This is a genomic window from Microbulbifer okhotskensis, from assembly GCF_023895975.1.
Lineage (GTDB): Bacteria > Pseudomonadota > Gammaproteobacteria > Pseudomonadales > Cellvibrionaceae > Microbulbifer > Microbulbifer okhotskensis.
In genome coordinates this window covers 1-26153 of record NZ_JALBWM010000057.1, presented here as the reverse complement: position 1 = coordinate 26153, position 26153 = coordinate 1, and the positions used below count along the sequence as shown (strand labels likewise).

Sequence of the window (26153 nt, the reverse complement as noted above, 5' to 3'; positions counted from 1 at the left end):
AACCAGATACGCTACTTTCTTTCAAACCCTCAAACACCAGATTCGGTTATAACTCAACAATCGAGGCTCACTTTGAAATACCCTCTCTTAGGCCGGCTCTTAGCTGCCACGCTCCTGTTTGCCGTATCCCTGGCTTGGGCAACCCCCGAGATCAACGTTGCTCCCACACCCGCCTGGGTGGATACTCTGAGCCCTCGCAATAGCCTCCCAAAATCCGAGGGCAGCGTTAGATACCACCTCAGTAACTCACAAATCTCACATACCAACGATCAGCACCGTTATTATTTTCAATTGATGATGGAGCCCCTGAATCAGCAGGGCGTAAAACAGGTATCTGAGCTGAACATCAGTTTCTATCCTGCATTTCAGGAACTGGTTGTCCATGAAATTACCGTTAGCCGCAACGGTAAATTGATCGATCGGCTGGAAAAAGAGGGCTTCAAACTATTCCAGTCTGAGCAGGAATTATCCAAAAAACTCTACTCCGAAATGTGGAATGCACTGTATATCCTTGAGGATATTCGCCCCGGTGACAAAATTTCTTACGCCTATACGATTGAAGGCAACAACCCTATCTTTGAGCGCGGAGATTTTGGGGCCCTATACCTCTCCTGGCCGGACGCCATCGACAGACGCTATGTGAAAATTAATAGCGACAGCAAACTGAATTACCGCTTCAATAACAGCGAAGCTCCAGTGACGGTCTATAAACAAGACGGTACCTTTCAGTATATCCTGGACCTGCAACAGGTGGCCCCGGTACTACAGGAGAGTGAATACCCCCATTGGCACGACCCCTACAACTATCTTCAATATTCCGGTTACAACAGCTGGGCGGAGGTCAACGACTGGGCAATCAAGCTCTACGATATTGATCTGTCCCTACCGGAAGCACTCAGTAATCAGTTAGAGCAATGGCGCAAAGAGCAGGGCATTGAGGCTGCAGTGAGCAAAGCCATTGCCTATGTACAGGAGGATATTCGCTATTTTGGTATTGAGTTTGGGATTAACTCCCACCAACCAAGAACACCAAAAGAGACTTTGGAAAAACGCTATGGCGACTGCAAAGACAAAGCCATATTGCTAACTGCCATGCTCTCCCACCTGGGAGTAAAATCCTATCCGGCACTCGTATCTGCGGGGCGTGGGCGGGACATCGCCAACGATCTGCCCTCCCCTAACTCATTCGACCATGTGATCAGTCTGATCGAATTAAATGGACAGGAATACTGGATTGACGGCACCGCTTCGGGCCAAGGTGCCAATATTAATAGCAAAGGCTTTTTCGACTATGAGCTAGCGCTTCCCGTTCGCCCGGGAACCCTTAGCCTCAAAGAAGTCACCACCGTTTACCCAGCCAATGGCACCCTGCAATTAGATGTTGCCGAAAAATACGATATTAATGCCGGGGCTAATACGGCGGAATTGCGGGTCGAATCCACCTACACTGCACTCAAAGCCGAACAGATGCGTCAATTTTTCCAGTCCGCAGATTCGGAACATATAAAGAGCAATTACGCTAACTTTATGGCGACTTACTACCCGGGTATTGAAGTGACTTCCAATATTAGCCACAGCGATAATTTACAAGAAAATATTGTCCGGGTTTCAGAAACCTACGACATTACAGATTTTTCAGAGCTAAATGCTGCACGCAAAATTTTTTCCATTTATGCATCAAGTATTGCCTCTTATATTACCAGCCCACAAAAACGTATCCGTCAAAGCCCGCTGGCTCTGAACCACCCCGTTGATGTCCAGCACCAAGCGGTGGCCACGGTTAGCGGAGAAGTATTATGGAAAGAGGAAACTGAGGAACTTCAAATTAACAATCCCTGGTTTACTTTTTCCAGAAGTTCTGAGCATTCAGATAACAGGATTACAGTAAACTACGCGTTTAAATCAAAAACAGACCATGTTCGTAATACCGACGTCGCTGAATATATGGCACAGCTGAATAAGTTGAATGAAGCCCTTCAATATCAATTTTGGGCCAAAGGAGACAACTCAAATACTCAAGAAACCAGCAAAGCGATGAAAAACCTGGTTAAGTCTCTGATCAGGAAATAAATGATGAAAAAAACTCTATTTGCATCCTGTGTAGTTTTTTTGGCATCCTGCGCATCCCAGCCCGCTTGGCAGCCCGGCAATAATCACTTGTCGGTATTGACCGAACAAATCGCTGCAGCACCTGAGAGTGTTCATTATGAGGATTTCTGGGCCGCTTACCTGGAATCTCCCCAGCCGGTAAGCAACATAGAGGTGAGAGATCGCTACCTTGGAGAAGTTACAGCGATCGAGTCAGGAAAAAAAACCTGCGAAGCCGTGAACTGGAGGTCCGTTGCTAATAGCAATGTCCTGTCACTGATGCCGCATCTCACAGCTGCGGAGTGTTATGAGTCGATAGGGAATACTGAACAGGCAAATTATCACCAGAATATTTTTCAGTTTATCGCAACTGGAATACTCTCAGAGCGTAGCGGCGACTCTAGTTACAGTGCCTATGAGGTCGCCAGCTGGGCGGATGCGGAAGATCTGCTCACTCTATCGGGCTATGAGATTATTGATAGTTATTTTGAATTTGCCAACAGCCGCAATGCTATTTACCGCGTTTACAACGTAAAAGGACTCGATACCAGCCAGATATCCAAGGTCTATTTCGATAATGCCCGGTTTTTACATCGGCTACTGGATATTCAGTACCCCTTTGCCGGCACCTCGGACCAGCTGTTTACCGATGTGATCCAGGTATTGGCCAGCAGTGATTATGCCGCCCGACACGCTGAAGGCACTGCCTTCCACGCTGAAAAGCAATATGCCGAAGCGGAAGAGGCTTACCTTGATGCGATAATCATGGGATCCGTCTCGGCGAATCTCAGTCTAGGCAGCCTTTGCCTCAATGGAAAGTCCCTCAAGTTTTCCAGAAATGAATGCGCGCAATTATTTGTGGCCGCAGCAGACCTGGGACTCGAACAGGCGAAGGTCTATCTCGCTTATATGTCTTATCTCGGTTTAGGCCTTGAGGCTGACAAAAACCTGGCAGAGACGCTGCTGGCAAGCGCCGCTGAGCATATGCCGCAAGGACAAGCAGAATACGAACTCTATTCCTATTTTGCATCAGCGCAGTTTGCCCCAGTCAATCAGGCGCTTGCTGAGCAATATCTACAGGCCAGTGTGAATAAAAGCTATCCAATGGCAATGTTTACCCAAGCCATCGGATACCTGCAGAAAGATAATTACCATCAATTTGAACCGCTCATCCAACAAGCTGCCAGTGCAGAGTTTCCCCCAGCCCAGCTTCTTTATGCCAGCTACTTACTGGAGGAGAAACAAGACATTATTGAGGGCATGACACTACTCAACAAAGCTGCCGCAGCAGGACATCCTCCGGCTCTGTATGAAAGAGCTCGAATTGCACAACGGGGTCAGCACGATCATAAAGTAGATCTCAATCAGGCTATCAAAGACTATGAGGCAGCCGCACTCAGAGACTTTCTCCCGGCCCAGCTGAAAATGGGTGCCGTTCATTCAAAAAACCTCATTGCAGATGCCAGCCCAGAGATTGCCTATGCCTGGTACTTACTGTGCGGCCGTGCTGGCAATATCGAATGTATAACCAATATGGGGTACGCCACAGAGCACGGCTACGGTGTTGAACAGGACCTCTCCCAGTCTGCCGAACTTTACAAACTGGCGGCTCAAAGTGGCTCTGCCATCTCCAGTGCCAGGCTCGGGACGCTCTATGAAACTGGTCGTGGAGTAGAACAAAACCTGGATCAGGCTCTGTCGTATTTTACCCAGGCTGCTGAGGCCGGTTTAACCACAGCCATGAATAAACTGGGGTTGATGTATCTGGATTCCAGCAGTGTCATCAATAGCTATACGCAAGCCCTGTATTGGTTTGAGCAAGCTGCACAGAAAAACTCAAAATATGGATACTTTAATCAAGCCCGCATGTTTGAGCAGGGACTCGGTGTAGATGTAAATCCTGATAAGGCATTATCACTCTATAAAGAAGCGTCAAAACTTGGACATAATATTGCCTCGCTGAGAGTGGCTGAAGCCTATAGCCAAGGAGAAAGTGTAGGTAAGAATATTCAACTGGTTTACCACTATCTGAAACTGGCTGCGGAGCAAAGTAACAACCAGAAAATAAAGCAGGTAATAGAAGGATGCACCAATACGAATAGCTGTAATGATAACGAGTTACAGCAGGTTTTTAGCAAGCTATCCTCAGGCCAATAAGTCAACAGCGGTCAACTATTTATTTAAATAATTGACCGCGTTCAAATTTGTTCTGCGAAGTCCCTCCACTCCCGCCGCAGCGAAAGATTCAGCTGCCAAAGAAGCCCCCCTTGATGTCAATTTAATAGGGCTCACATTTATATCGCCGCTTTATTTATCCTGCAATTATCTCGATAAAAGCACGCTCAGCGTCACAGAATAAGGCTGTCAGCTCTTTATAATCCGCGCCAATTGTATTTGGCATAACGAAGCTATATCGAGGCAATATGACTGATTCATTGAAATTACTGACGGCTATCAGCCTGTCTGTTTTCCTCAGCGCCTGCGGAGGTGGTGGCAGTTCGGATGATAGTAGTGAGGAAACACCGGTCAGTAGTGATAGCGGTTCTGATTCTGGCTCAGGCTCAGGCTCCGGCTCAGATGATGACGACAGTGGCTCTGAATCGGAATCAGAGGGCGATAGCGACTCGGACAGTGACAATACTTCTGAGATCAGTGGCGGTACCGGCAGCGTCAGTGAAGACTCAGAGACCAGTACTTCAGGGCAATTGATTGACAGCGCCGAGAGTAATCAATCCTTTGAGGCCGGCAATTTCCAGGGCAGCTACGGAACTCTGGAGACAACTGCCGACGGCAGTTGGACATACACGCTGGATAGCGACTTAGCCGACCCAATAGAAGGCACAGAACTGGTCGTCGATACATTCACTATTGGTGTCGGCAATGCGGGTACAAACACCACAATCTCTATCTCCATTACCGGTTATGACGATGCCTATACGTTTAACCCCGGCAGCCCCCTGGCCACATTGGTTGTCGACAGCAAGACCTTTGCCGCCGGAACTCTGCTGCTGGAAGATATTGATGGCAACACACCGACATTTGTCGAGAGTACAGTCAGTGGCAACTATGGTGATTTCAAACTATTCACTGACGGAGATTGGGAATACAGCCTGAACGCTGCTGCCAACGGCCTCAAAGACGGCGAGTCCACTGAGGACTCCCTCACATTTCAGCTCAGTGATGGCTCTACTCAGTCTGTAACTTTCTCGGTTGTCACTATTGAACCCACGGAAAGCAGTATCGTTTTTATCTTTATGAACTTCTCCGATGCGTCCGCGACAGATACAGCAGATATCTCTGACATCGCCAATATGGTATTTAACAATGTCGACTCCCTCGACAAAGCCTATCAAGAGAATTCACTGGGGCAACTGAAATTCTTGCGTCACCGTATCGGTGATAATTCCTTGGCACACTATTGTTATGGTGAAGCTGCTAACGAAGCAAGCTCGATTGACTGCGTAAGCTACGATATTCCCGATAGCCAGGAGGGGGGCATCCTGAGTGTCGACAATGCGGTGACCAGAGCCAGTCAAGGTGGCGAGTATACCGATGAAGGATTCTCCTGGCGCGACGATGCCAGCCAGTGGGCCCAAGACAATCTGGTGGACGAAAATAATAGCCCTCTTGATCTGGGGGATTGGCGCCACCGGGTATTTATTTATCCAAGTGCTGCTAAAAGTGCCGGACTCGTCGGTGCAGGCATCGCCTCCGTTGGTGGTAAATGGAGTATGGTTGCGGCCTATACTGACCAAGTCATTATGGGCCATGAACTCGGTCACAATATTGGCCTTAGCCACGCGGGCAACGATCTCAATAACGACGGCGACACCAATGACAGTGGCGAAAGCGAATACGGCACTGACGGTACCTTGATGGGCAACGCCTGGCAGTCACGGCTATTTGGTAGCGGCCACCGGGAATATATGGGCTGGTATGATCTCTTCCCAGAGTACAGCGAAACAGTTGCGCAAACTGCGGGTAGCTACGAAGAAGTGCAGATTCAAGCGGTCGAACTCACCGCCGGGGAACTCACCGGTACCCTGCCGCAGCAGTTAAAGGTCGAAAGTGTGGGGAGTAGTAATGGTGAGAACTATTACTACGTTAACTACCATGTGGCGCATGATATTCTTAATCCAGCATCCCACATGGAAGGTTCAGTCTCTATTCATTATCTGGACAATAGACTCTTTAACCATGTTTCAGAGCTTAAGCAGACCGGAGACCGCTTTACTGATTCAAATATTGGTCTGACCATTGAGTTTAAGTCGATGGATTCAGACACCCAATCAGCACTCATCTCTGTCAGTTACAGTGAGTAGAAAAACAGGATAAGCATCATGAAAAAAGCATTTATATTAGTATTTGGATTATCTATTTCTCTATTTTCTCAAGCCGAAGAAACTGTCACCGGGACCCTGGAAGAAATTATTTCAGAGGATTTCGAAACCGGGAAGGTTGAGCGCAGCTTCTCTCTAAAGGATGAACATACTGGGAAATACTACTTTATCGATGCTGACGAAGTTAAGAAAAAAGGTATGGAGTCTGGTGACCGGGTTAAAATCCGGGGCGAAGAAAAAGACAAACGCAGACTACATATTAAAGAATCAGAAAAAATTGAAACCAGAGATCCTAAGTAGACAATCAGCTCCAGCCATTCCAAATACAACAATCGAAATGGCTGTTTAACCGGTGGTGGAAAAGGCTTCGGTGCCTTTTAAATTCGGGCTTGCGGCGCATTCGTCGCAAGCCCCCACAATAAACTGAGCACTTACACCATTGACCCCCCAACCAGCTGTAAATAGGTGTGGGGCCAATAGCAAAACTTTAAAAATCACATTCAGACATAGTTATCACCAAATCTGACATTCTTCTAAAATTGCCTCCAATCCCACAGAACTAAACAACCACTCAAGTAAAATATAATTAAAATAGCCAGTTTGGATGCGGAACTTATACCAGCCGAAATATCTAGACTCTCTAAATGTTTAATACATAGATTGACCCCACCTAAGACCTTTAAAAATAGTGACTGCATCCATCAAATACAGCGAATAGATTGGCAACCATATATGAGTAATAATTAGAAAAGGCGATTTATATGTTTCTACCCCCTGCCTTTATTTATAGCATGTTTTTTTCAATTTCTGCTCAGGCCGAGCGAATAGTTGCCGGAATACTGGAAGAGATAATTTCAGAGAATCTCGACACAGGCAATATCGAACGTCGCCTTTCCCTAAAAGATGAAAAAACCGGGAATTTCTATTTCTTCGACATTGACCACCGAGAAAATAGAAAGCTAGTACCTGGCGATCGAATTAGAATCCAAGGAAAGATTGGTAAAGATCACAAATTAGAAATACAAGAAATCAAAGTATTAGAGGTTCGAAAGCAGCAATAGAAAACGCCTCAACCCGCTGAAGGCATCCAGGTTTACTGGACACCGGACTCAACAAACTAATTATCAACTCTAGCGCAATGAGACCAACTGATCCATATGCGGTCTAAAGTTCAAAGCGCAGCGACGATTAAACTCACGAACTTCCTCAATATTATACTTGTGGGCAAGTTCATTCCCCGGTCGCAGCTGATCCTGAGCGGGATAAACTCCCTTGCCCGTCAACAAGCAATTCCAGGACACATTGGGGAAATAAACATCCAGCTTTTGTTCTAATAGCTCATCGGTAATATTCTTACCGGCCATCCAGGACATAAGGATTGAACGAAGCGAGGGGGAAATTTTTTCGTTAGCACTATTGGCCAGCCAATAGTCTGTATCCGTTCGGGAACTGATCCGGTAGTGGCAAACGATATAATCACGCACCGCATCAAAACGGGCATTAATACGATCGTTAAAGTCATCCCGATATTTATCGGTATAGCCTCCATTATTGTAGGCCTCAATAAAGCGCACCACCGTCTCCTGAACCATATCCAGTGCGGTTGCTTCGAGCGGTTCAATAAAACCCTGAGAAAGCCCTACTGCCAGACAGTTCTTAGCCCAGTGCTGCGCTACACGCCCCACCTTAAAGTTTAATTTGCGCGCTTCAACCTCGCTGTCTAGCAGGCCCAGATGAGCTCGAAACTCGGTTTCTGCCTTATCGTCATCAACAAAGCTGGAACTGTAGACATAACCATTGCCATTGCGATTGGTTAGGGGAATTTTCCAGGCCCAACCATGCTTCATTGCAGTGGAAACCGTGTGCGGCGCATAGTCCTCCTTTTGGTCAGTCGCTAAAACAACCGCAGAATCATTAAAAAGACTCTCTGCACAACTGATAAAAGGCACCTTTAATGTTTTCTGGATAAGATTTCCGCGGAACCCGGAACTGTCTACATAAAGGTCTGCCTGTAGAACCTCGCCATCCGTCGTTTTCAGATGATCGATATTTCCTTCGGCATCAAGCAGGGCTCCCGCAACGGTTGCCACCTTGTATTTAACTCCTTTTTTCTCCGCAACACGCCGCAGAAACTGTCCCAGCAAGCCGGAATCAAAATGGTAGCCATAGGCAATTTCAAAGGGAAAGTTCTCCGGTGCAACGGGGGATAACTTCTGCCGAATCATCTCTGTTGCCAGAAAGAAGTGATCCGGATGCCCTTCCAGGTCAACACCCTTTCGCCGCAAAAAACTATTGTGGAAAAATGCCGGGGCGGTGAACTGATCCGGTTGCCCGACAAAAGGATGGACATATTCACTAAAGCCCGGCTTGGTTGACCAATTTTTAAAGGTAATCCCAATTTTATAAGTGGCATTACACTCCGGCATCCATTCCGCTTCACGAACTCCGATCGTGTCCATAAACCCTTTTAGCGGTGGTGTGGAACCCTCCCCAACACCAACAATACCAATATCCGGGGATTCTACCAGAGTGATATCGAACCCTTTGCCCTGCCAGTGGGTCGCCATCAGGTTGGCGGTGATCCAGCCAGCAGTGCCTCCGCCCAGGATAATAATTTTTTTACTTTGACTGCTCATGACTATCCTCTAAATCTTGAACACCGCGCTTTATGCTGGGCGCTCCGGGGTGGGTTACCCATAAAAAAACCGCCCGGCAAGCATGGCTCAGCGGGCGGTCCTCTATTATCGCTCCGGCTTCATCGCGGAGAAATTAACGGCGCTTAATAGCTATAGTTCAGGCCGAGGTAGAATTGACGCCCAAATTCGGTGTACTCACCGAGGCTGCCATCCACTCCATAGGACTGAACATCCGCTTCATCGGTCAGGTTATTGGCTGAGAAAATAACATCAATTCCGTTATCGAAGGCGTAGGATACCTGTGCATCAACGGTGGTGTAGGGCTGGGCCTCAGCCGGGGTGAAACTGCCCGGTATCGGCATATTCAGGATAAATTCATCGCGATAGCGCACGTTAAGGTGTGAACTAAAGCTGCCGATATCCCAAAATACGGTGGTACTCCAGACATTTTCAGACAAACCGGGCAGCGGCAGGTTTTGACTAAAGAGGCTACCACCATTGACTTCGGTCTCACTCTCAGTGTAAGAGTAACTGGCCGTCATCCCCAAACCCGAAAAAACACCTGGAAGCTGGTCAAAGGTCTTGGTACCCGCCAACTCTATACCACGAATATAACCACCCTTGTCATTATTAACGAAGGTTTCAAAAGCACCCGCTTCCAGTCCAACTGGAATTTCAATGCCTAGGGACTCGAATAAGGCGGAACGGTCGGTCTGGTCATACAGGTAGATATACTGCTTTTCTACCAGGCTCTCAATGTCTTTCCAGAACAGCGCTGCCGTTAGCGCACCACCGTCTTCAAAGTAGTGCTCGTAAGCCAGGTCAAACTGGTTTGCGCGGAAGGGATCGAGATAGGGAGAGCCCTTAGTCCACACGTTGTACTCTGTATCGCCACCGCTATTGACGCTATTCCAGGAACCGGCGCCGCCTTTTAGCTGCCCCACCGGCGGACGACCCATTACTTTGGCGGCTGCGAAGCGTATATAGTCCTGCTCGCTCAGTTCAAAGGTCAGGTTCAGAGACGGCAGGGTATCGGTGTACTCGGGGCCGTATTCAACATGGTCGTAGCTGTCCGAAGTTACGCCAACATCATCGGTAATCTCAATGCCATTGCCAGCACCCACATTTTGGATACCACTGGATTTAACATCAGTCTCTACAACACGTACGCCAAAGTTACCGGTTACCGGAATATTACCGATCTCGGTGTCGATATTGGCCATCAGGTAATAGGCAGATACTTCTTCACTCACCGCCCCGGATTCAACAAAAGTCCAATCCTGGCTAAATACCTTCTTGCCTTCGTAATTACCGGCACCAAAGATACTGGAAGCGAGGGCGTCCATATCGGTAACCACCAGTTGTGGCAGTCCGTTGGTAGACTCAACCGCAACATAGCCATCCAGCTGCTGGGGCATACAGTCAATATCAGACAAGTTGTCCGCACAGTAGCCATTAAATTGGCCATCGCGGCTACCATAGAGAAAAGCCCCGCGCTCGGCATCAAATGTGCGCTCGGATACGCGCAAACCCGCCTCGACAGAGGCAATCGCGCCCCACTCCAGGTCAAACTTGTAATCCACCTTAAAGGCTTCAACCTCATCGGTGTACTCGTGGGGGTACTCTTCGTAGCGCGACAAGCGCATGGTATCCAGATCGCTGAAGTCGACACCGGCGAAGGCTCCTGAGGGAATACCGTCGCCATTGAGGGAGTAAACAAAGCTCTGCCCAGCCGCCTCTTCCCAGGTTTCCAGATTACCGGCACCGTCGGTAGTCAGGTCATAGGCATGCATGGACACAATTTGGTCCTTGCGAGTCTTGGTGCCTTCACTGTAGGAGTAGTCAACCGCTAAGGTATGGCGATCGCCAAAATTCCAATCCAGGTTCAATCCAATACTGTCACTGTCCGCTTGGGTTGACTGGTCTTCAGAGCGCGCCTCAAACCAGGGGCTAGAATCGTAAATAGTCTTTGGGTCAGTAATATTTACCGTGCCATCGGTCACCACGCCGCTGTTCACTTCGGTATCGGAAAGGGTGTAAGCGCCCGTATTACCCAGGCCACCCACAGTAATACCATGACGGGTATCGGATCGCTCAAACTCAGACTTAAAGTAATCGAGCTGAGCTTTGAAGTTATCCGTAGGCTGGAAAACCACGCTGGCCAAATAGCCGTTGCGGGTATCGATACCGTTGCCAGACTGCCACTGGAAAGCGCGTGGCAAAGCATCTGCACTGCCATCCCCGTCGTAGTCCGTACCCTGCTCATAACCTATCTGAGCGTCAGCTCCAGTACGCGATTTGACAAAGCTATTCGGCTGCTCAAGATTGGAATAGCCCAGGGCTACACCCACCTTGTCATCCATAAATTTGCCCATGTACGACAGAGCAACACGCTGGCCAAATTCGTCAGCACCGACTTCATCGGCAGCGTCATTAAACGACATACGCACATTGGCATTGAAGCTGTGTTCTTTATCGGCATCCAGGGGATTAGCGGTCTTCAGCTCAACCGAGCCAGCCACGCCACCTTCGATATGGGATGCCTTGGGTGATTTGTAGACGGCTGCCTGGTTGATCAGCTCGGCCGGGTACTGGTCAAAGGAAATCCAGCGAGTACTTTCGGTATAACCGCTGGTGGAGGCCTGCTCGCGTCCATTCAGGGTGGTCTGCAGGAAATCGCCGTTCATGCCGCGGATATTTAGCTGTGAAGACTGACCATTGGAACGCACGGTGGTCACACCGGGCAGGCGACCCAGGGCATCGGCAATAGACTGGTCAGGCAGAGAGGACAGAGCACCCGCATCAACCACATCGGCTACCACATCCGCAGCTCTCTTGGCTTCAAGGGAACCCAAAACACTGGTGCGAATACCGGTAACTGTTACCTCTTCCAGTGCTTCAGTCTCCTGCGCGTAGGCCCCAACTGAGGTGGACACGGAGGCCGCAATAGCAGCAGACAGTAAAGTAGGCCTGAGCACCCCTTTACCTTTATTGGATAGACTCATCATCTTCTCCCTGGACTTATCGTTATGTTGAGACCCTGCATCCTAGGGCGGCCCCTTTTCCATAACATCCTCCCCCAAGGGGGGAGGAGGTGGGAGAAACTGTGATATCGATCACAAGCGTATTTTAATACATTATTGTCAGGAAAATACCGGCAAAGGTACCTGCTAAGTTAACCCTCCAACTGTACCGCTGCGCCAATCAGGGCTTGATAACCCGCATTCAATGCGTAAACCGGAACGGCCTCCATCCACTGAGCAACACGGCCCTTAATAAGAAAACGCTGCTCAAACTCACTCTCTGGTAGTAGCTCAGCTATCCTCGGCAATATACCCCCGCCCAGGAATACACCACCACGAGCCCCGAGATAAAGCGCGGCATCCCCGGCGGCACTGCCAAGGAAATTCAGGAAATCGATCAGGGTCTCACGACACTGCGCATCAGAACCCCCAAGGCCCCGAGCACTAATATCCGGGGGCATCAGATCTTCAGCAATTTTTCCGTTAAGTTCACAAACTGCCCGATAGAGGTTAACCAAACCATTACCCGATAAAACCCACTCATTAAAGACTGGCGTTCGACTTTTCATCAGGATCTGCAACAACTGCAGCTCACGCTCAGTGGAAACCGTCAGGTTGGCATGGCCGCCCTCACCCGCAAGCACATGATAGCGGCCATCCGCCTCTGCCAACCCGGCGACTCCCAGACCAGTGCCTGGTCCGAGTACCGCCATAGGCGCACCCTCGACACGCGACACATCCCGCAATACCTGATAATCCGTCGCGGCAAGACGGGGCAAAGACTGGGCCAGCGCCGCAAAATCATTAATCAATTCCAAATGGGAAAAATTGAACGATTGTGCCAGTTCTGCAGCATCAATGTTCCAGCCCAAATTGGTCATATAGACACGCCCACCACCCGGAGTCATCTCCAATGGACCGGCTGCGGCGATACACGCCTTTTCCGGGCGCGGCTGCTGCAGACCTTCCAGCCAATGCTGCAACGCGGCGTCGAAACCTTCGAAGCGCTGGCAGTCAACCACCTTGAGCTCTTCCAGTTGATAACCTTCCGCCACGGGTTTGGCGATAGCAAAACGGGCATTGGTCCCGCCGATATCCGCTACGATACTCGTCATAGTTATCCTTCTAATTCCCCCAAAAACGGCGATATAACTTAAGGCGTCAGGCGCAATTTTGCCAGCCCCAAAGCCAATAACAGTGGACAACTCAGCCTATAAAGGAACCGCATAGCCCCGACAAAGTACAGAGGCTCGTTTCTTGGAGCAGCAGACAACCCCGGTCTGGAAACTAACTTGGTCTCTCCGGTCACAGCGCCCTCATCTGTCTGCAGGATTGATGTCTTTGGTTCCATTGGCGAATTCCCGGATTTCGTCCGGGCTGAAAGCGGTATGCATGCGCTGCTTAGAGGCCGGCTGAAATTCGATACCCACGCCGTTTCGCCGTGCAACTCGCGGCCGCAGCGGGCGGGGGCAAAAGTTACCGCCGCAGTTGGGGCATACATTACTGAGTAAAGTCTCAACACAAGACTGACAGAAGGTACACTCGTAGGTACAAATCCTGGCCTCGGGTGAATCGGGTGGCAAGTCCCTATCACAGCTTTCACAGTTTGGTCTTATCTGTAACATACCAGGCTCCATTCCAATTCTTTAACCTCGAAGAAAAACTCATTCGTCCGCTTCCATCAGCCGCCTTTGTAAAAATAAAATAATCCCTGCAAAATAAACTGTGGGCCGTCCGAATATGCCTCATACCTGCACAGGGGAATTTAGAAATTAAAACTCTAGCAATTTAATACCCCCAACACTACAGCATAATGAGAGAGAACCTGTGATCAGGTATTTCCACTAGCTATCCGGGTCAGGCAAACGATTTTTCACCTACTATTGCGCGGATAACCCGACTCGCCTAGATTAGCCCATAGGCTAACTACCGATTCCGTCAAGCGAAATAATTTAAGTTGAAATCCATATAAGACCTATGCAACAAACCACTAAAATAAAGATGGATGCTTCCTTTATATTACGGTAATACAGCCATAAAAAGTGGTATGAAAATGCCATGAATCGCTCAATTCCAGTCATACTTAACCAAAATTACAGAAACCCCCTTAAACTATTTGTAAGCTAGCGTTCAAATGGATTCTTCCATGGCAGATGCCAGATCGCCAAACCAGACAGCTATTATTAATACGGATCTGAATCTATGTAAAATTTAAACCCCTGTAATAATCTTTTAGGGGGTGAAGAAAACAATTTCAAGACACTAAATACTGCCCTCAGCCTCTATCACCAGTATACGAGCCTCGCCGATTGGATGGGCTACATGCTCAGTTCCCGCAGAGGCATAAAATATATCACCGGGACCTAAAAGCGCAGACTCTGTCTGTCCGCCCACTTTATAAAACATCTCGACACTACCATCCAAAACTGCAAAAACTTCCTGGCCATCATTGATATGCCAGACATAGGGCTCATTGGTCCAATGTAATTTGATGGTAATACCATCCATATTAGCAATCAGCTTGGATGCCCACGGCTTTTCCCCGAGAAATTCCTTGCTCTTTACTATTTCCATAAATAATCACCAACTATCGTTTTATGGGACTAAAAACCCAAATTATCGAGTTCAACACAAGATATCAATTTAACAAATATTTGAAAAAATATACTCCGATAACCAGCCAACCCGGGCTGGGTACTCGGGTCGCACGTCAAGTCTGCCAGTATTTAACATGTCGGGGCAGGCTTGCAGCAAAATCCAGTTGAAAAGTGACGAAATGAATCTCTCAATCCGCTGCTAAGGTGTTATCTCCTCTGATTCTGCCAATGGCATACTTTGGGTTTCTCCTGAAGCACTCTCGGCGAGTTCATCAACTCTTCGTACCCCGAAGGTAACCGTGGGCGGTATCCCCATTCCCAGATCAATATCAGCAACCCGATAATTACATCCCTTAGCTTTCAGAATGGCGTTGACCTTCTCCTGCTTTTCAACCGCTTTAATCACCGTATTCGCTACCACCTCATCCCCACTAAAGGCCGTAATAGATTCGCTGACCTTATCACCCAGCTCTCTGGCCTTATCAAAAACACCCATAGTCCCCCCCTGATCAATAGTTCTTAAATGGCAGCAGAAATCATAGGTGAAATACTCAACGATAGGAACTGCCAGCTCGGTATGACACAAAGACGGGGCTCTCTATTATTGTCCACAGCTTTCGTCGGGGCGCTCAGTTGGGTTCTGGAAAAGAAATGATTGATCAACCGTTTGCATCAAAATAGAGACCACGTCACTGGAGCCAATGACCATAACCCGCAAGAAAGAGCCGGAGTGTCAGTCACAATCATAGAAACGGAAATAATTGGATTGACTCACCGGCCACGAGTAGAATTGCCCTCTAGGTTATAAACGTTCAGATCGGTATAGCCAGCCACAACACCGGCATAGCGCCATAATGCATCCACTGCAATCCCGGTGTCTTGCCCACCCCAGATCGATATGTCACTATGATTTTTTTGATGTTTGGTAGCAATACATGAGTGGGCGCAAGCAGTTCGACGAGTCAGAAGTCCTGGACAAGGCCATGCGCGTTTTCTGGGAACAAGGCTATAAAGCCACCTCCTTGTCGGATCTGGAGTCGGCCATGGGGTTGAACAAGTCAAGCATTTACAATGCCTTTCATAGCAAGGAAGTGCTGTACGGCCGTTGCCTGGAACACTTCCAATCCCAATATGCCTGCAATGCCATGGATACTCTCGACCATCCAGACTTTCGTATTGCCATGGGCAGCTTTTTAGAAATGCTCCAGGCGGGTATGGAGAGTTCGGATACGCCAGAAGGATGTATTGCTACGATGGCGGCAATGGAAGTGGGGGCCAGCGAAGGATTCCTTGCTGATCTGGTGGCTAAAGGCTCCAATGATATGCTGGAGCGGATCGAGACTCGAATGAAACAGGCCATAGAAGATGGCCAGTTGAAGGCGGACACCGATTGTGCCGCCCTCGCCGCACTGGTGATGGCGGTAAGCCGAGGCGTTGTCGCCTTAAACAAAGGCACCGGCAACAATACCGCCGGCAAACGCAGTTACCAACAGCTCACTGCGATTCTGGATCAATATACTCATTCCTGAACACTGCCCGCGCCCCAATTCAAAATACCAGAAACATCATTACACGCCCTTTTATTGCAAGAGCAATTTATTGGCGTGGTATCCCCTGCAGTGGCGCAAATTCCTAAAGCTCTCTGCGCCTGCGCTCTGCTAATGGTTCGGGGGGCCGGCGAGGCACCGTGTGCGATCCGTTGCCTCATTTACCCGCTCAAACGCCTATATGAAATTCCTGCTGCTATTCAAGTGTTCTTGCTGCCGCAATATCACGGATATTCTACCGATTTCGGTAAGAACTGCTGAACGGCTAAAACGATGAAAGCCTCTATAGCTGAAATATTCATCTACATGCACATCACTCATGGCCAGCAGCTGATCCATCAATGCAAACAGCAGCGTGTTGCTATTCAATGGACGCAACAACAAAGTAATTTCGCCAGTATGCAACTCGGATAAATCAGAGCAACTGGGACAATCGATAAGGATATCCACCAGCCACTGCGCTTCGCGACGGTGCTCCAGATTACCGAGGATAAACGGGCTCCGGCATATTCTACTTGCCGTAAAGTGGCTCTTAATGAATGGGCAATCTCGTCCTCTTGTCGTGAGACATTATCCAAGAAAAAATACTCGGTATTGCGAGCCATTTACGGCAAGTCGTGATGGTTGTTAAATGGCGTACCTATATATGCTCCGGATTTCAGACGAAAACGTTCCCGAATTTCATGCTCTCGGGCTTTTTTAATCGCCAAAAAACCTGTCTGAATAATTTCTGAAGCCGGCAGCGTCGACTCTACCTGCCAGTTTCGGCCATAGACGATCTTGTTGTCCCTGGCATCACCTCGGTAGTTATCTGGGCCGACAACACCCACTTGAATAAAAATCCCCCCGGCATCCTGGTCTACACAAATCAGGCAGTTTACTGAATAGTCGATCTCCAGTACTAACTGCCCCACGGTTTCTCTGGTGTGCATATAAATCAGATAATGCTGCGGAATACAGTGATTACCATTTTCCTGGCTAACATTGGGGGTATGTTCGATCGGGGATTCCCCCAAGCCAGGAAGAAAAGAACCTTCCTTTAGATTTATTTTTCTCAAGGTTCCATCACTTCGGTTACTAACATCGGTTACCGCTAGATATTCTAAGGCATACATCACCAATAAAAATGGAAAAAATCTACCGGCCTGTTGCAAAAATGCACCTCAAGGTGGGCTCAAAGGTAGCACTCAATCAATTCCGGGGAGCTCCCGTCAACATAGAATCCGGTCATAGAAAAATTGCACCCACTCCAAATCTTAAATTTATTCAGGGTAGCTGCAGAAGCCATCCTGTGAAGGCTGACTTTCAGAAATAGCGTCGCAATTCCAACTCTAAATAGTCATCGTTGCGCAAATTATAAGTGGGGTCCTTTTCATCAGCATTGCCAAAGAAGCGCGCCTCCGCCTCCAACAACCAACGGTCATTGAGTCGGTGAGTAACTTCCAGATTGGAAAAGCGGCTGCCATTGTCGAGGTCGGTACTTACTGCCAGCAGGAATTCCGTATCCTGGGTATTATTCAGTGCATATCGAGCCCCTACCGCAATATCATTTTGACTTGCCGTAGACCAGGGCCCACGGCGGTCATCAAATTGATATTCCACCAGCAGCCCCAGATCTGCTACAGATTCACCGATGACATAAAGCGTATATTCGAAACCACCGACAGCCGCCGTCTGCCGATCTTCGCCGCGCGGTTTAAAGGAAATGGCCTCAAATTTCCACAGCCAGTCACCGCGGGTTGTCTGAATGTCCACCCCGGTCTGATCAATCTGCGCATAGTAAGGCGTGAACAGACCATCCTTAGTGAGCTGTAGCAAGGGGTCCCGATTGGTACCGGAAAAATGACTGAGCCCCAGATCCCAATCTCCCAGTACATGGCTGTAACGCAAGGCCCAATCGATATGCTTTTCCTCTCGATCGGATTGGTAGATCACCGCATCTTCATCCACTGGCAAAGGCGCACGCAATCGACCTTCGCGACCGGCAAATTGCCGCTCGCGAAAACCTAGCAAACCGTAGACTTCCAAGGTGCCCCAGTCTCGCTCCATCAGGAGGCTAATCATGGGCTGACCTAATTTGTCCTCGCCATCAATATTTTCCAGGGCGTCATCCTGGTTAATAACATCCACCAAATGCAGGGTTTCAGTCACACCCCAGAAAACTTTGCGCACTCCGGCGTACAGCTCAAAACTGTCGTAAGCCTTCCACCAGTACAGCTCACCCAGATCTCCGTGATTGCGCTCACTGTCCTCGCTGTCCCAACGTGCAAAGGCACTGGCCACAATACGCTGATTTCCATCGTCAAAGTCCCGATAGTATTCGAGACTCAGAGAGGCAGAAATACCGGCATCGCTCTGCGCTGTATCCAGTGGGTCTGCATTGAAAGCGCGGGCCTCAAGGCCCGCATAGCCGGTCAACTCATTCGCTACTGCAGTTTGAGTCAATGCTGCCACCAGGGGCAGCAAGACAAGTATCTTACGGTTTATCATGGGCACAGTACCTATTTTGCCCTGGAGAGACTATTTTTTGTAAAGTCCCTGTCACTGAAGCCATTGCTAAATACCCAGTCGTTATACAACAACTCGGTAGATTTACCCATTTGGTGATTGATCATCATCATTTTGTGCGCGCGCCAGTATTTATCAGCGTACTGATTAAAATCAGAAGCTGTCAGGGTCTTCATCAAATCTCCTTTGCGGTCATAAAAATCCGTCTTCCAGGCACGGTATTCTGTCGTATCAATCCAGATATGCTGAATGGAATAGCCGGACTTAGGGTCTACCGGGTCCAGCTCCAAGACAAAATGGTCACGCCCATCAAAAGTTTCATTGCGCAGATATTGATAAGTGTATTTTTCTACCTCCTGTGAGGCGATATCTTCGTAGGAAAACTCGCTCCCCATAAAGGGGCCAGATTTATTGCTGGAAGAAATACGCTTTACACGCTTCAATGCGGGCAGGTAAAGCCACTGGTCATCAGAACCCACCTTATGTGTAAAAGACAAAAAGGCGGTGCCTTTCACATCGCGGGGATTGTCGAAAATGACTAAGGACTTATCCCCGTCACCTTCCTGCTCCAAGGTCTTTGTGCGCATCGTGCGCACACTTTCTTCACCGTATTTATTGCGCAGGGTCATGGTGAGATTATTACTGAGATCACCAAATCCAAAATCACGACGATCGGCCTCAGTGGCAATTTCCAAGCCCTTTTCTGCAGCTAGGTCCAGTTCACTGGCAGAGACTGAAAAAGAGGTTAGTGCCAGGGCGCTGACAAGCGCCCGAATGGCAAACTGTTTTTTAGAGCGGCTGGGTTGCATAATTTTGCTCCTTATTTTCAATAGTGGGGATAGCGGGGTCATACGCCTTGGCGTCAAGTTTCATCAGAAGAATTGGTAGTAACAGGAAGTCCGCAAATAGAGCCATCAGAATGCAAATTGCAGTCAATAATGCCATGGAAGAGTTCATGCCAAATGAGGACTGGGCCAGCACCATAAATCCGGCAATCAAAATGACCGAGGTCACTACAATCGCCACACCCACAGAGGAAAAGGCATAACGCAGACCGTCTTCCACGTTTTCGCCGGCACGTCGTTGCCGCAGGTATTTACTGAGGAAATGCACCGTATCATCCACCACAATACCTAGCGCCATACCGGTTACCATAGTGACCGCGACATTGACCTCACCTACCAGGGCACCCCAAAGACCAAAGGCCAGTCCAGCAGGCAACAAGTTTGGAATCAGGCTTAGCACACCGAGTTTTACACTGCGCAGAGCGATGCCAATCAGAGCGGAGATCAGAATCAGCGCAACCAACGTCCCTACTAACATGCCTTCCATATTGCGCTCAGCAATATTCGCAAACATGATGGCAGGGCCCACACCGTAGGCAGTGAGACCGACGTTCTTTTCCAGCCAGACACTGCCGGCATCCGCTACCGCTTTCAATTCCTGTGATTTCAGGTTGTCCAGCGTTACCACAATTTGCGTAGAGGACTTAGCCACATTCAGCTGGTTGTTCAGGTCCAGGCCATAGGGCAAGGACAGCTCATACAACAGCAGGTACTGGGCGGCCAGTTCCTGGCCTTCGGGTAACTTGTAGTAAGACGGATCATCACCGTGCAGATTTTTATTCAGACGTTTGAACGTATCTCCAATGGTGTTGACATGGCGCACGCCCGGTTGGGTTTCCATCCACTCGGTAAAATGTTCCAACTTGGCCAGAAACTCTGGATTACTCACACCGTTAGCACTGCCGGATTCCAGGGAATAGATCAGCTGGTAAATACCGGACAAATTTTCATTGATGTAATCGGAATCTGTGCGGAACTCCACTGACTCATCGAAGTAACCCACAAAATCATCATTGATTTCATTGCGCGGTATCATGGCCAATAGCGCCAGCGAAACGATTACGCCAGACAGCAGGATCGGGCGCTGGCGACGGATCACAAAATCTCCTAACACATCCATGGAACGACCAATCTTGGATTCACTGGCCCGACTCTTGACCGGTAATATCGCCATCAGTGCGGGCAGTAAAGTGACGGACAGGAAGAAGGCCACCATCACACCCATAGCGGTGATATTACCCAAGTCATGGAAAGGCGGCGCATCGGAGAAATTCATCGACAGGAAGCCAATGGCCGTGGTGATGGAAGTGAGAAATACGGGGCCCATATTGAGCTGTAAACTCTCTCTGATAGCCGCATGCTTACTGAGACCGCGACGCATAGCGGCAAACAGACTCACTAGAATATGTATTGAGTCCGCCACAGCGAGGGTCATAATAATGGTCGGAGCCGAAGCGGAGGGTGGTGTCAGCTTAATTCCGAGAAAACCGGCCAATCCCATACCCGCAGCCATGGAGAAAACAATGACTAACAGCGCTGCAAAAGTGGCACTGACACTGCGTACCAGCAAAAACACCACTACGATAATGACCAGATACATGAGCGGAACCAAAGTGCTCATGTCCGACTGCGAAGCCTCGAAGAAGGCATTACTCAGCAGAATAATGCCGGTCGCATAGATCTCTACATCGTACTTGGCTTCAATTTCCTCCATTAAAGCCTGCGCAGCTGCCGCCGCTTCTGGCGTTTCAGTCATGGATTTCTGCGGAAGCTGGAAGGTGATATTGATACCCGTCACCGAACCATCGCTGTTTACCAAGCGCTCCTTCAGAGTGGGATCCGCAATGGCAGTGGCCTTAATAGAGGCCAGCGTTGCCGCATCCAGCCCGCTGGCATTTTCCACCAAATCCTGAACCAGAAGATCGTCTTCCTCGGCAATGGTATGCTGGAAATTGGTGATGGAATCCACTCGAAGTGCGAAAGGCAACAGCCAGGATTTCTCCGTCATTTCTTCCACGGCTGCCAGAGCATCACTGGAAAATGCATTACCATCTTTAGCCACTACCGCAAAAAGGATATTGTCATTCTTGGTATAAGTGCGTTGAATTTTTTCATAGGCCTGCAATTGCGGATTGGCTTCGCTAAAGAAAGCCCGATAGTCGTTATTAAATCCGAGAAATCGTGCACCGCTCGCGGCAACAAAGGCCAATAATAACGCACCAATCGCGACCAGCCAGCGATACCGAATTAGCCAGTCCGCATAGCGGCCGACCCAGTTCGCCTGTAATTGGGGGGAAGACATAAAAGCAGCTCCTTTAAACTACCTGACAGAAACAATATTGAATTTGTATCCCAAACCATAACGCCCTATTTGCCAGTTTGGTGCGGGACATTATAAATCCTACTAAAAGTCGATTAAGGGTTCTGGCATTGAAATAAATTCGACCGATCGTAACCACGAAAAAACAAATCTGCTCCAGCGGGAATGAAAGTATTTCCTTAATAGAAAAATGAAAATATTCGATACAACTACAGGTACACTCAAGCAAAAATCACAATTAAATTATGTAATATTGGAAAACCACGGATTAGCTAACCCCAAACTCCCTACCCCCCCATATGGAGAGCAGCCACTAGTAAGCTATACAAACCCGATTTAGAATAGGATTTACGCCAACACGACTACTGACCCCAAAATACCTGGCCTGATAGGGTTTCCGCCATAAACTTAAAACTCTTCCTACCCTGTATTTAAAGAAGGCAGGATGTTTCATTATTGTGGTGGGGAACCTCCAGCTTTTTAAGGTGCTTATTCAGGTTGCGATTAAATTCGGTAAGCATTCCTACATTACTTTTAATCGGAATAAAATATACCCCCTGCTGACCGTTTAATGCCCAGGACGAAAACTGGCAGTATTACTGCTCATCATTGGGAAATATATTACTGGCGATAGTGGGGCGGCGTGCGTTCAAACTGTTTCAATCATACAAAGCTCCGTCCTAATTAATCGCGACTATAAATAAATCGGGGTATTTCAGGGCATCTTTAACAGCGCCATATACACCCATCGAAAACCTCTGGATATAGCAACGGCCATCAACTCGATAATTAACATCTTTAGAGGATATCAATATCTCTAATAGATCTTTTTCTGCGCTTATCTCACCACCTTTTGCATCGAACCCAAGACTAAATTCGTCGCTATCATAGGGTGCCACTATAATGGATTCCGGCATTAGATCGCTTTGAGACTCCAGACTAGCCGTCAACAGAGTGATATCCGAGCGGATCATTTTTAACCCAGTATCTCGCCCTAGAGGGTCTGCCCCGTGCAAATGAAAAATCACGGGGTAACTGTGTTCTGAGCTGCGATAAGACGGCGGCAGATAGACTGCGTAGGTTACGTCTCGCCCCGTATCATCATCTCTCGCAACCTGCCATTGAACTACGCCCGACAACTTAGGTGGCGATATCAGGGTAGAAGCCATGACAACGACTCCAAATCGCTCGGCCACCACATAGCCAACAACGATCAGCAGAAAAAGACCAGTTCCAATAACTCGTTTGACCATCCCATGCCCTCTTCTTATTTCTGTAGCCTCAGTAGCTTCCACATGTTGTACGAACAATCCCGAACCGTTCGGTTCATGTTGTCAACACTTGGCAATTGCTAAAAATCCGACTCCCTAAACCAAACCAGTCGGACACTGATTGGATTCGTCATGGGAGCTTTAAAGCCTACAGGGTTAGAATCGAGCAACGATAATGAGAATTAAGGAAATATGCTGTGAAAAGACTGCTCCTGCCCATCGCAATCGGCACCGCTCTGCTGGCTACCCAAGCTTCAGCTACGGACGCCAAACCTCAACAGCTACTGGAAAATACCGAATCCAAGGTGATCGAGTGGCGCCGCCACCTGCACCAAAACCCGGAGCTGGGCAACCGGGAGTTTGAAACAGCCAAATACATTGAAAAGCACCTTCGTGCGCTGGGGCTGGAAGTAGAAACCGATATCGCCCATACGGGACTTATCGGTTATTTGAAAGGTGGAATGCCGGGGCCGACAGTGGCGTTGCGAGCAGATATGGACGCTCTACCGGTTACAGAAAGAACCGATGTCTCCTTTGCCTCCAAGGCAAGAGCCACCTACCAGAACAAGGACGTTGGGGTGATGCATGCCTGTGGTCACGACACCCATGTGGCCATGCTTATGGGCGCTGCCGAGGTCCTGGCGGGCCTTCGTGATGACCTGGCCGGAAATGTTTTATTCATTTTCCAGCCCGCTGAAGAGGGCGCGCCTGACGATGAGGAAGGCGGGGCCGAACTGATGCTCAAAGAGGGTATCTTCAAGAAGTACAAGCCGGATGTGGCCTTTGGCCAGCATGTGACTTCCTCCCTACCCTCCGGTGTCATCGGTTATCGCTCCGGCCCGCTCATGGCCGCCGCCGATGAATTCCGCATTACCATTAACGGCCGCCAAACCCATGGCTCACGCCCTTGGGGTGGCGTTGACCCTATTGTCGCCGCCGCCCAAGTAGTCATGGGTGCCCAGGCCATTGTCAGTCGCCAAATCGATATCACCAAAGAACCTGCGGTAGTGTCCTTCGGGCGCATTGAGGGTGGTGTTCGCAACAATATCATTCCGGACAGCGTCTACCTGAACGGCACCATCCGAAATTTTGATATGGACAACCGTGCAGAAATTTTCAGACGCTTGAAAACCACTGCGGAGTTAATTGCTGAAAGCTCTGGTGCTAGTGCGAGTGTGGAGATTTTGGAGGGCTATCCGGTAACGATCAACAACGCAGAGCTAACAGAAATGGCTCTGCCTATTCTGAGAGCTGTTGCCGGCAATGAAAATGTCGTGGAAGTTCCCAAAATTACTGGAGCAGAAGATTTCTCTTACTATGCCAATGAAGTCCCTGGTTTTTTCTACTTCCTGGGGGTTACTCCAAGGGACCAGGATGCCAGTAAAGCCCCTAGCAACCACTCACCGCTTTTCTATGTGGATGAAGAGGCTCTGCGTGAGGGCACAGAGGCTATTACACTACTGACTTTGGATTATATGGCTAATTATAAAAAGCGGTAATTATAAAAAGAGCCCCTTTTGGGGCTCTTTTTTAATATTCTCTATTCTTCAACATTTAAGGTTATAGTTTTTTCAGTCGTCGCCCCATCATCATCCGTTATGCTGAATTTAAAAGATAAACTGGCAGGCTCCGCTGGAGTCGTAAAATACGCAATCAATTTGTCCGCATCAATCAATTCAACGGATGGGCCCAATACTTGCTCCCATTGCTGGCTCACAATAACTCCATCCTGATCTCTCGAAGCCGAGCCGCTCAAGGTCGAAACTGTATTAGTCTTAACCCCGCCTTGAGCCCCATATGAAATAACCATAAATGGTGGAGTATTTCCTTCTACGCTTACCGTAAATACACCTCTTGCGGTCTGGCCATTGTTATCTTCAACCTCCAGCTCAAACTCCATAGTAAACTCACTCCCCGGATTTTGTGGTGCTATAAAACTCGCGCTGCCATCAGCGTGAGTTACCAATTCAATATCCCTATCGGAAAGGGAGCGCCAACGATAGTCCACAATGTACGCACCAGGGACATCCCAATAAACATCAGGAACAAGTAAAACATTTTCACGGGGCTCAACACCTTGAGTAGTACTTGTTACCCTGGGGGGAACTAACTCAACATCTACGTTGACAGTCATTTGGCTTGTTGCCCCCCTATTGTCAGTGACACTCAATTTAAACGACAATACAGTTGGCTCTGCTGGAGCTTTAAAACTGGCAATTAAATTACTAGCATTCATCAATTCAACGGGGGGACCCGATACCTGCTCCCATTTTTGGCTCACAATAGATCCATCCGGATCATTTGAATAGGAACCATCCAAAGTCACATTTGTATTGGGTTGAACCACTCTCATAGCTCCAACTCCCATATTTGGAGGCATATTCCATTTCACAAGTACATTGTATACATCCGTCGCTGTTAGGCCATCGTTATCCTCAACCTCAAGCTCAAACTTCAGTGCTATTTCTGTACCCCAAGGAATTTGAGGTGCTATAAAGCTTGCGGTACCATCAGCGTGGGTAGTCAATTCGATATCCATATCGGAGAGTGAACGCCAACGATAATCTACAATATATCCATCAGAATCACCAACCCACCCTTTAAGCAAGACTTCTTCATCTGGGTCCACTACCTGGAGAGTATTCCAAATCGTAGGGGGCCTTAACGCTTCAACCAGAAAATATCTTCCCAATTGAATCTTTGTACCACCATTGTCTTCAATCTCAATCGTAAACCCTAGTGACGAGTAATAGTTTCCTGGCTCTACAACAATTCTGGGAACAACAAAAGTAACAGTGTCATCATCAAGTTTTTTCAGTTCAACACGCGGGCCACCAGATACCTGTCGCCATTGATAGCTAACTATGCTTCCATCAGGATCATAAGACCGGTTTGCAGATAATGTAACCTCTTGACCAACAGTCAGGGCTGTCCCATATAAATCGGTGTAAAAACGAACAGAATAGACCTAGAATAGC

Annotated in this window: 20 protein-coding genes and 1 pseudogene; 7 read left to right on the top strand and 14 right to left on the bottom strand. The window is 48.4% G+C overall.

Features of this window, described 5'->3' with window-relative positions:
- The 5 genes from MO867_RS13315 to MO867_RS13295 form a co-directional block, all read left to right on the top strand.
- Positions 1–2070, top strand: a 2070-nt coding sequence (locus MO867_RS13315) for a DUF3857 domain-containing transglutaminase family protein (RefSeq protein ID WP_252468954.1), incomplete at its 5' end; no start/stop codon positions are given.
- Positions 2071–4245, top strand: coding sequence for a tetratricopeptide repeat protein (locus MO867_RS13310; RefSeq protein WP_252468951.1), 2175 nt, complete (start codon positions 2071–2073; stop codon positions 4243–4245).
- Positions 4246–4511: 266 nt separating this feature from the next.
- Positions 4512–6410 carry a VCBS domain-containing protein gene (locus tag MO867_RS13305; RefSeq protein ID WP_252468948.1) on the top strand — a complete coding sequence of 633 codons (1899 nt, stop codon included), beginning with the start codon at positions 4512–4514 and terminating at the stop codon, positions 6408–6410.
- Between the two features lie 18 nt (positions 6411–6428).
- The gene (locus MO867_RS13300; protein WP_252468945.1) at positions 6429–6728 is read left to right on the top strand and encodes a hypothetical protein; all 300 of its coding nucleotides are present in this window, start codon (positions 6429–6431) and stop codon (positions 6726–6728) included.
- 461 nt (positions 6729–7189) lie between these two features.
- A complete protein-coding gene (locus MO867_RS13295) occupies positions 7190–7489 on the top strand; it encodes a hypothetical protein (RefSeq protein ID WP_252468942.1) in 300 nt (99 codons plus the stop codon).
- Positions 7490–7558: 69 nt separating this feature from the next.
- Here MO867_RS13295 and MO867_RS13290 read toward each other — a convergent pair whose 3' ends face one another.
- The 6 genes from MO867_RS13290 to MO867_RS13265 form a co-directional block, all read right to left on the bottom strand.
- Complete coding sequence (locus MO867_RS13290; protein ID WP_252468939.1) at positions 7559–9064, bottom strand: tryptophan halogenase family protein; 1506 nt, start codon at positions 9062–9064, stop codon at positions 7559–7561.
- 143 nt (positions 9065–9207) lie between these two features.
- A complete protein-coding gene (locus MO867_RS13285; RefSeq protein ID WP_252468936.1) occupies positions 9208–12069 on the bottom strand; it encodes a TonB-dependent receptor in 2862 nt (953 codons plus the stop codon).
- Positions 12070–12239: 170 nt separating this feature from the next.
- Positions 12240–13202, bottom strand: coding sequence for a glucokinase (gene glk / locus MO867_RS13280; RefSeq protein ID WP_252468933.1), 963 nt, complete (start codon positions 13200–13202; stop codon positions 12240–12242).
- A 201-nt stretch (positions 13203–13403) separates the two neighbouring features.
- Positions 13404–13712, bottom strand: coding sequence for a DUF1272 domain-containing protein (locus MO867_RS13275; protein WP_252468930.1), 309 nt, complete (start codon positions 13710–13712; stop codon positions 13404–13406).
- A 637-nt stretch (positions 13713–14349) separates the two neighbouring features.
- On the bottom strand, positions 14350–14661 hold the full coding sequence (locus MO867_RS13270; protein WP_252468908.1) for a cupin domain-containing protein: 312 nt from the start codon (positions 14659–14661) through the stop codon (positions 14350–14352).
- 222 nt (positions 14662–14883) lie between these two features.
- A complete protein-coding gene (locus MO867_RS13265; protein WP_252468905.1) occupies positions 14884–15180 on the bottom strand; it encodes a hypothetical protein in 297 nt (98 codons plus the stop codon).
- Between the two features lie 439 nt (positions 15181–15619).
- Here MO867_RS13265 and MO867_RS13260 point away from each other — a divergent pair, with 439 nt between their 5' ends.
- Positions 15620–16213: a TetR/AcrR family transcriptional regulator gene (locus MO867_RS13260; protein ID WP_252468902.1), complete on the top strand. Its 594-nt coding sequence runs from the start codon at positions 15620–15622 to the stop codon at positions 16211–16213.
- Between the two features lie 195 nt (positions 16214–16408).
- Here the strand turns inward: MO867_RS13260 and MO867_RS13255 are convergent, their stop codons facing one another.
- The 6 genes from MO867_RS13255 to MO867_RS13230 form a co-directional block, all read right to left on the bottom strand.
- Complete coding sequence (locus MO867_RS13255) at positions 16409–16681, bottom strand: hypothetical protein (protein ID WP_252468886.1); 273 nt, start codon at positions 16679–16681, stop codon at positions 16409–16411.
- Positions 16682–16836: 155 nt separating this feature from the next.
- A complete protein-coding gene (locus tag MO867_RS13250; protein WP_252468883.1) occupies positions 16837–17289 on the bottom strand; it encodes a hypothetical protein in 453 nt (150 codons plus the stop codon).
- A 247-nt stretch (positions 17290–17536) separates the two neighbouring features.
- Positions 17537–18721, bottom strand: a complete 1185-nt coding sequence (locus tag MO867_RS13245) for a hypothetical protein (protein WP_252468880.1) — start codon at positions 18719–18721, stop codon at positions 17537–17539.
- 11 nt (positions 18722–18732) lie between these two features.
- Positions 18733–19548, bottom strand: coding sequence for an outer membrane lipoprotein-sorting protein (locus MO867_RS13240; RefSeq protein WP_252468877.1), 816 nt, complete (start codon positions 19546–19548; stop codon positions 18733–18735).
- A complete protein-coding gene (locus MO867_RS13235; protein ID WP_252468874.1) occupies positions 19529–21886 on the bottom strand; it encodes an efflux RND transporter permease subunit in 2358 nt (785 codons plus the stop codon). Before MO867_RS13235 ends, MO867_RS13240 begins: the two co-directional genes overlap by 20 nt.
- Before the next feature lie 698 nt (positions 21887–22584).
- A complete protein-coding gene (locus tag MO867_RS13230; RefSeq protein ID WP_252468872.1) occupies positions 22585–23157 on the bottom strand; it encodes an alpha/beta hydrolase-fold protein in 573 nt (190 codons plus the stop codon).
- 215 nt (positions 23158–23372) lie between these two features.
- Here MO867_RS13230 and MO867_RS13225 point away from each other — a divergent pair, with 215 nt between their 5' ends.
- Positions 23373–24674 (top strand): amidohydrolase, encoded by a 1302-nt coding sequence (locus MO867_RS13225; protein ID WP_252468822.1) that lies wholly within the window; start codon positions 23373–23375, stop codon positions 24672–24674.
- 41 nt (positions 24675–24715) lie between these two features.
- On the opposite strand, the gene MO867_RS13220 is transcribed toward MO867_RS13225, so the two are convergent.
- Both MO867_RS13220 and MO867_RS24005 read right to left on the bottom strand, forming a co-directional pair.
- On the bottom strand, positions 24716–25804 hold the full coding sequence (locus tag MO867_RS13220; protein ID WP_252468820.1) for a PKD domain-containing protein: 1089 nt from the start codon (positions 25802–25804) through the stop codon (positions 24716–24718).
- 129 nt (positions 25805–25933) lie between these two features.
- Positions 25934–26101 (bottom strand): annotated as a pseudogene (locus MO867_RS24005) (PKD domain-containing protein); the annotation flags it as partial.
- Positions 26102–26153: the final 52 nt, after the last annotated feature.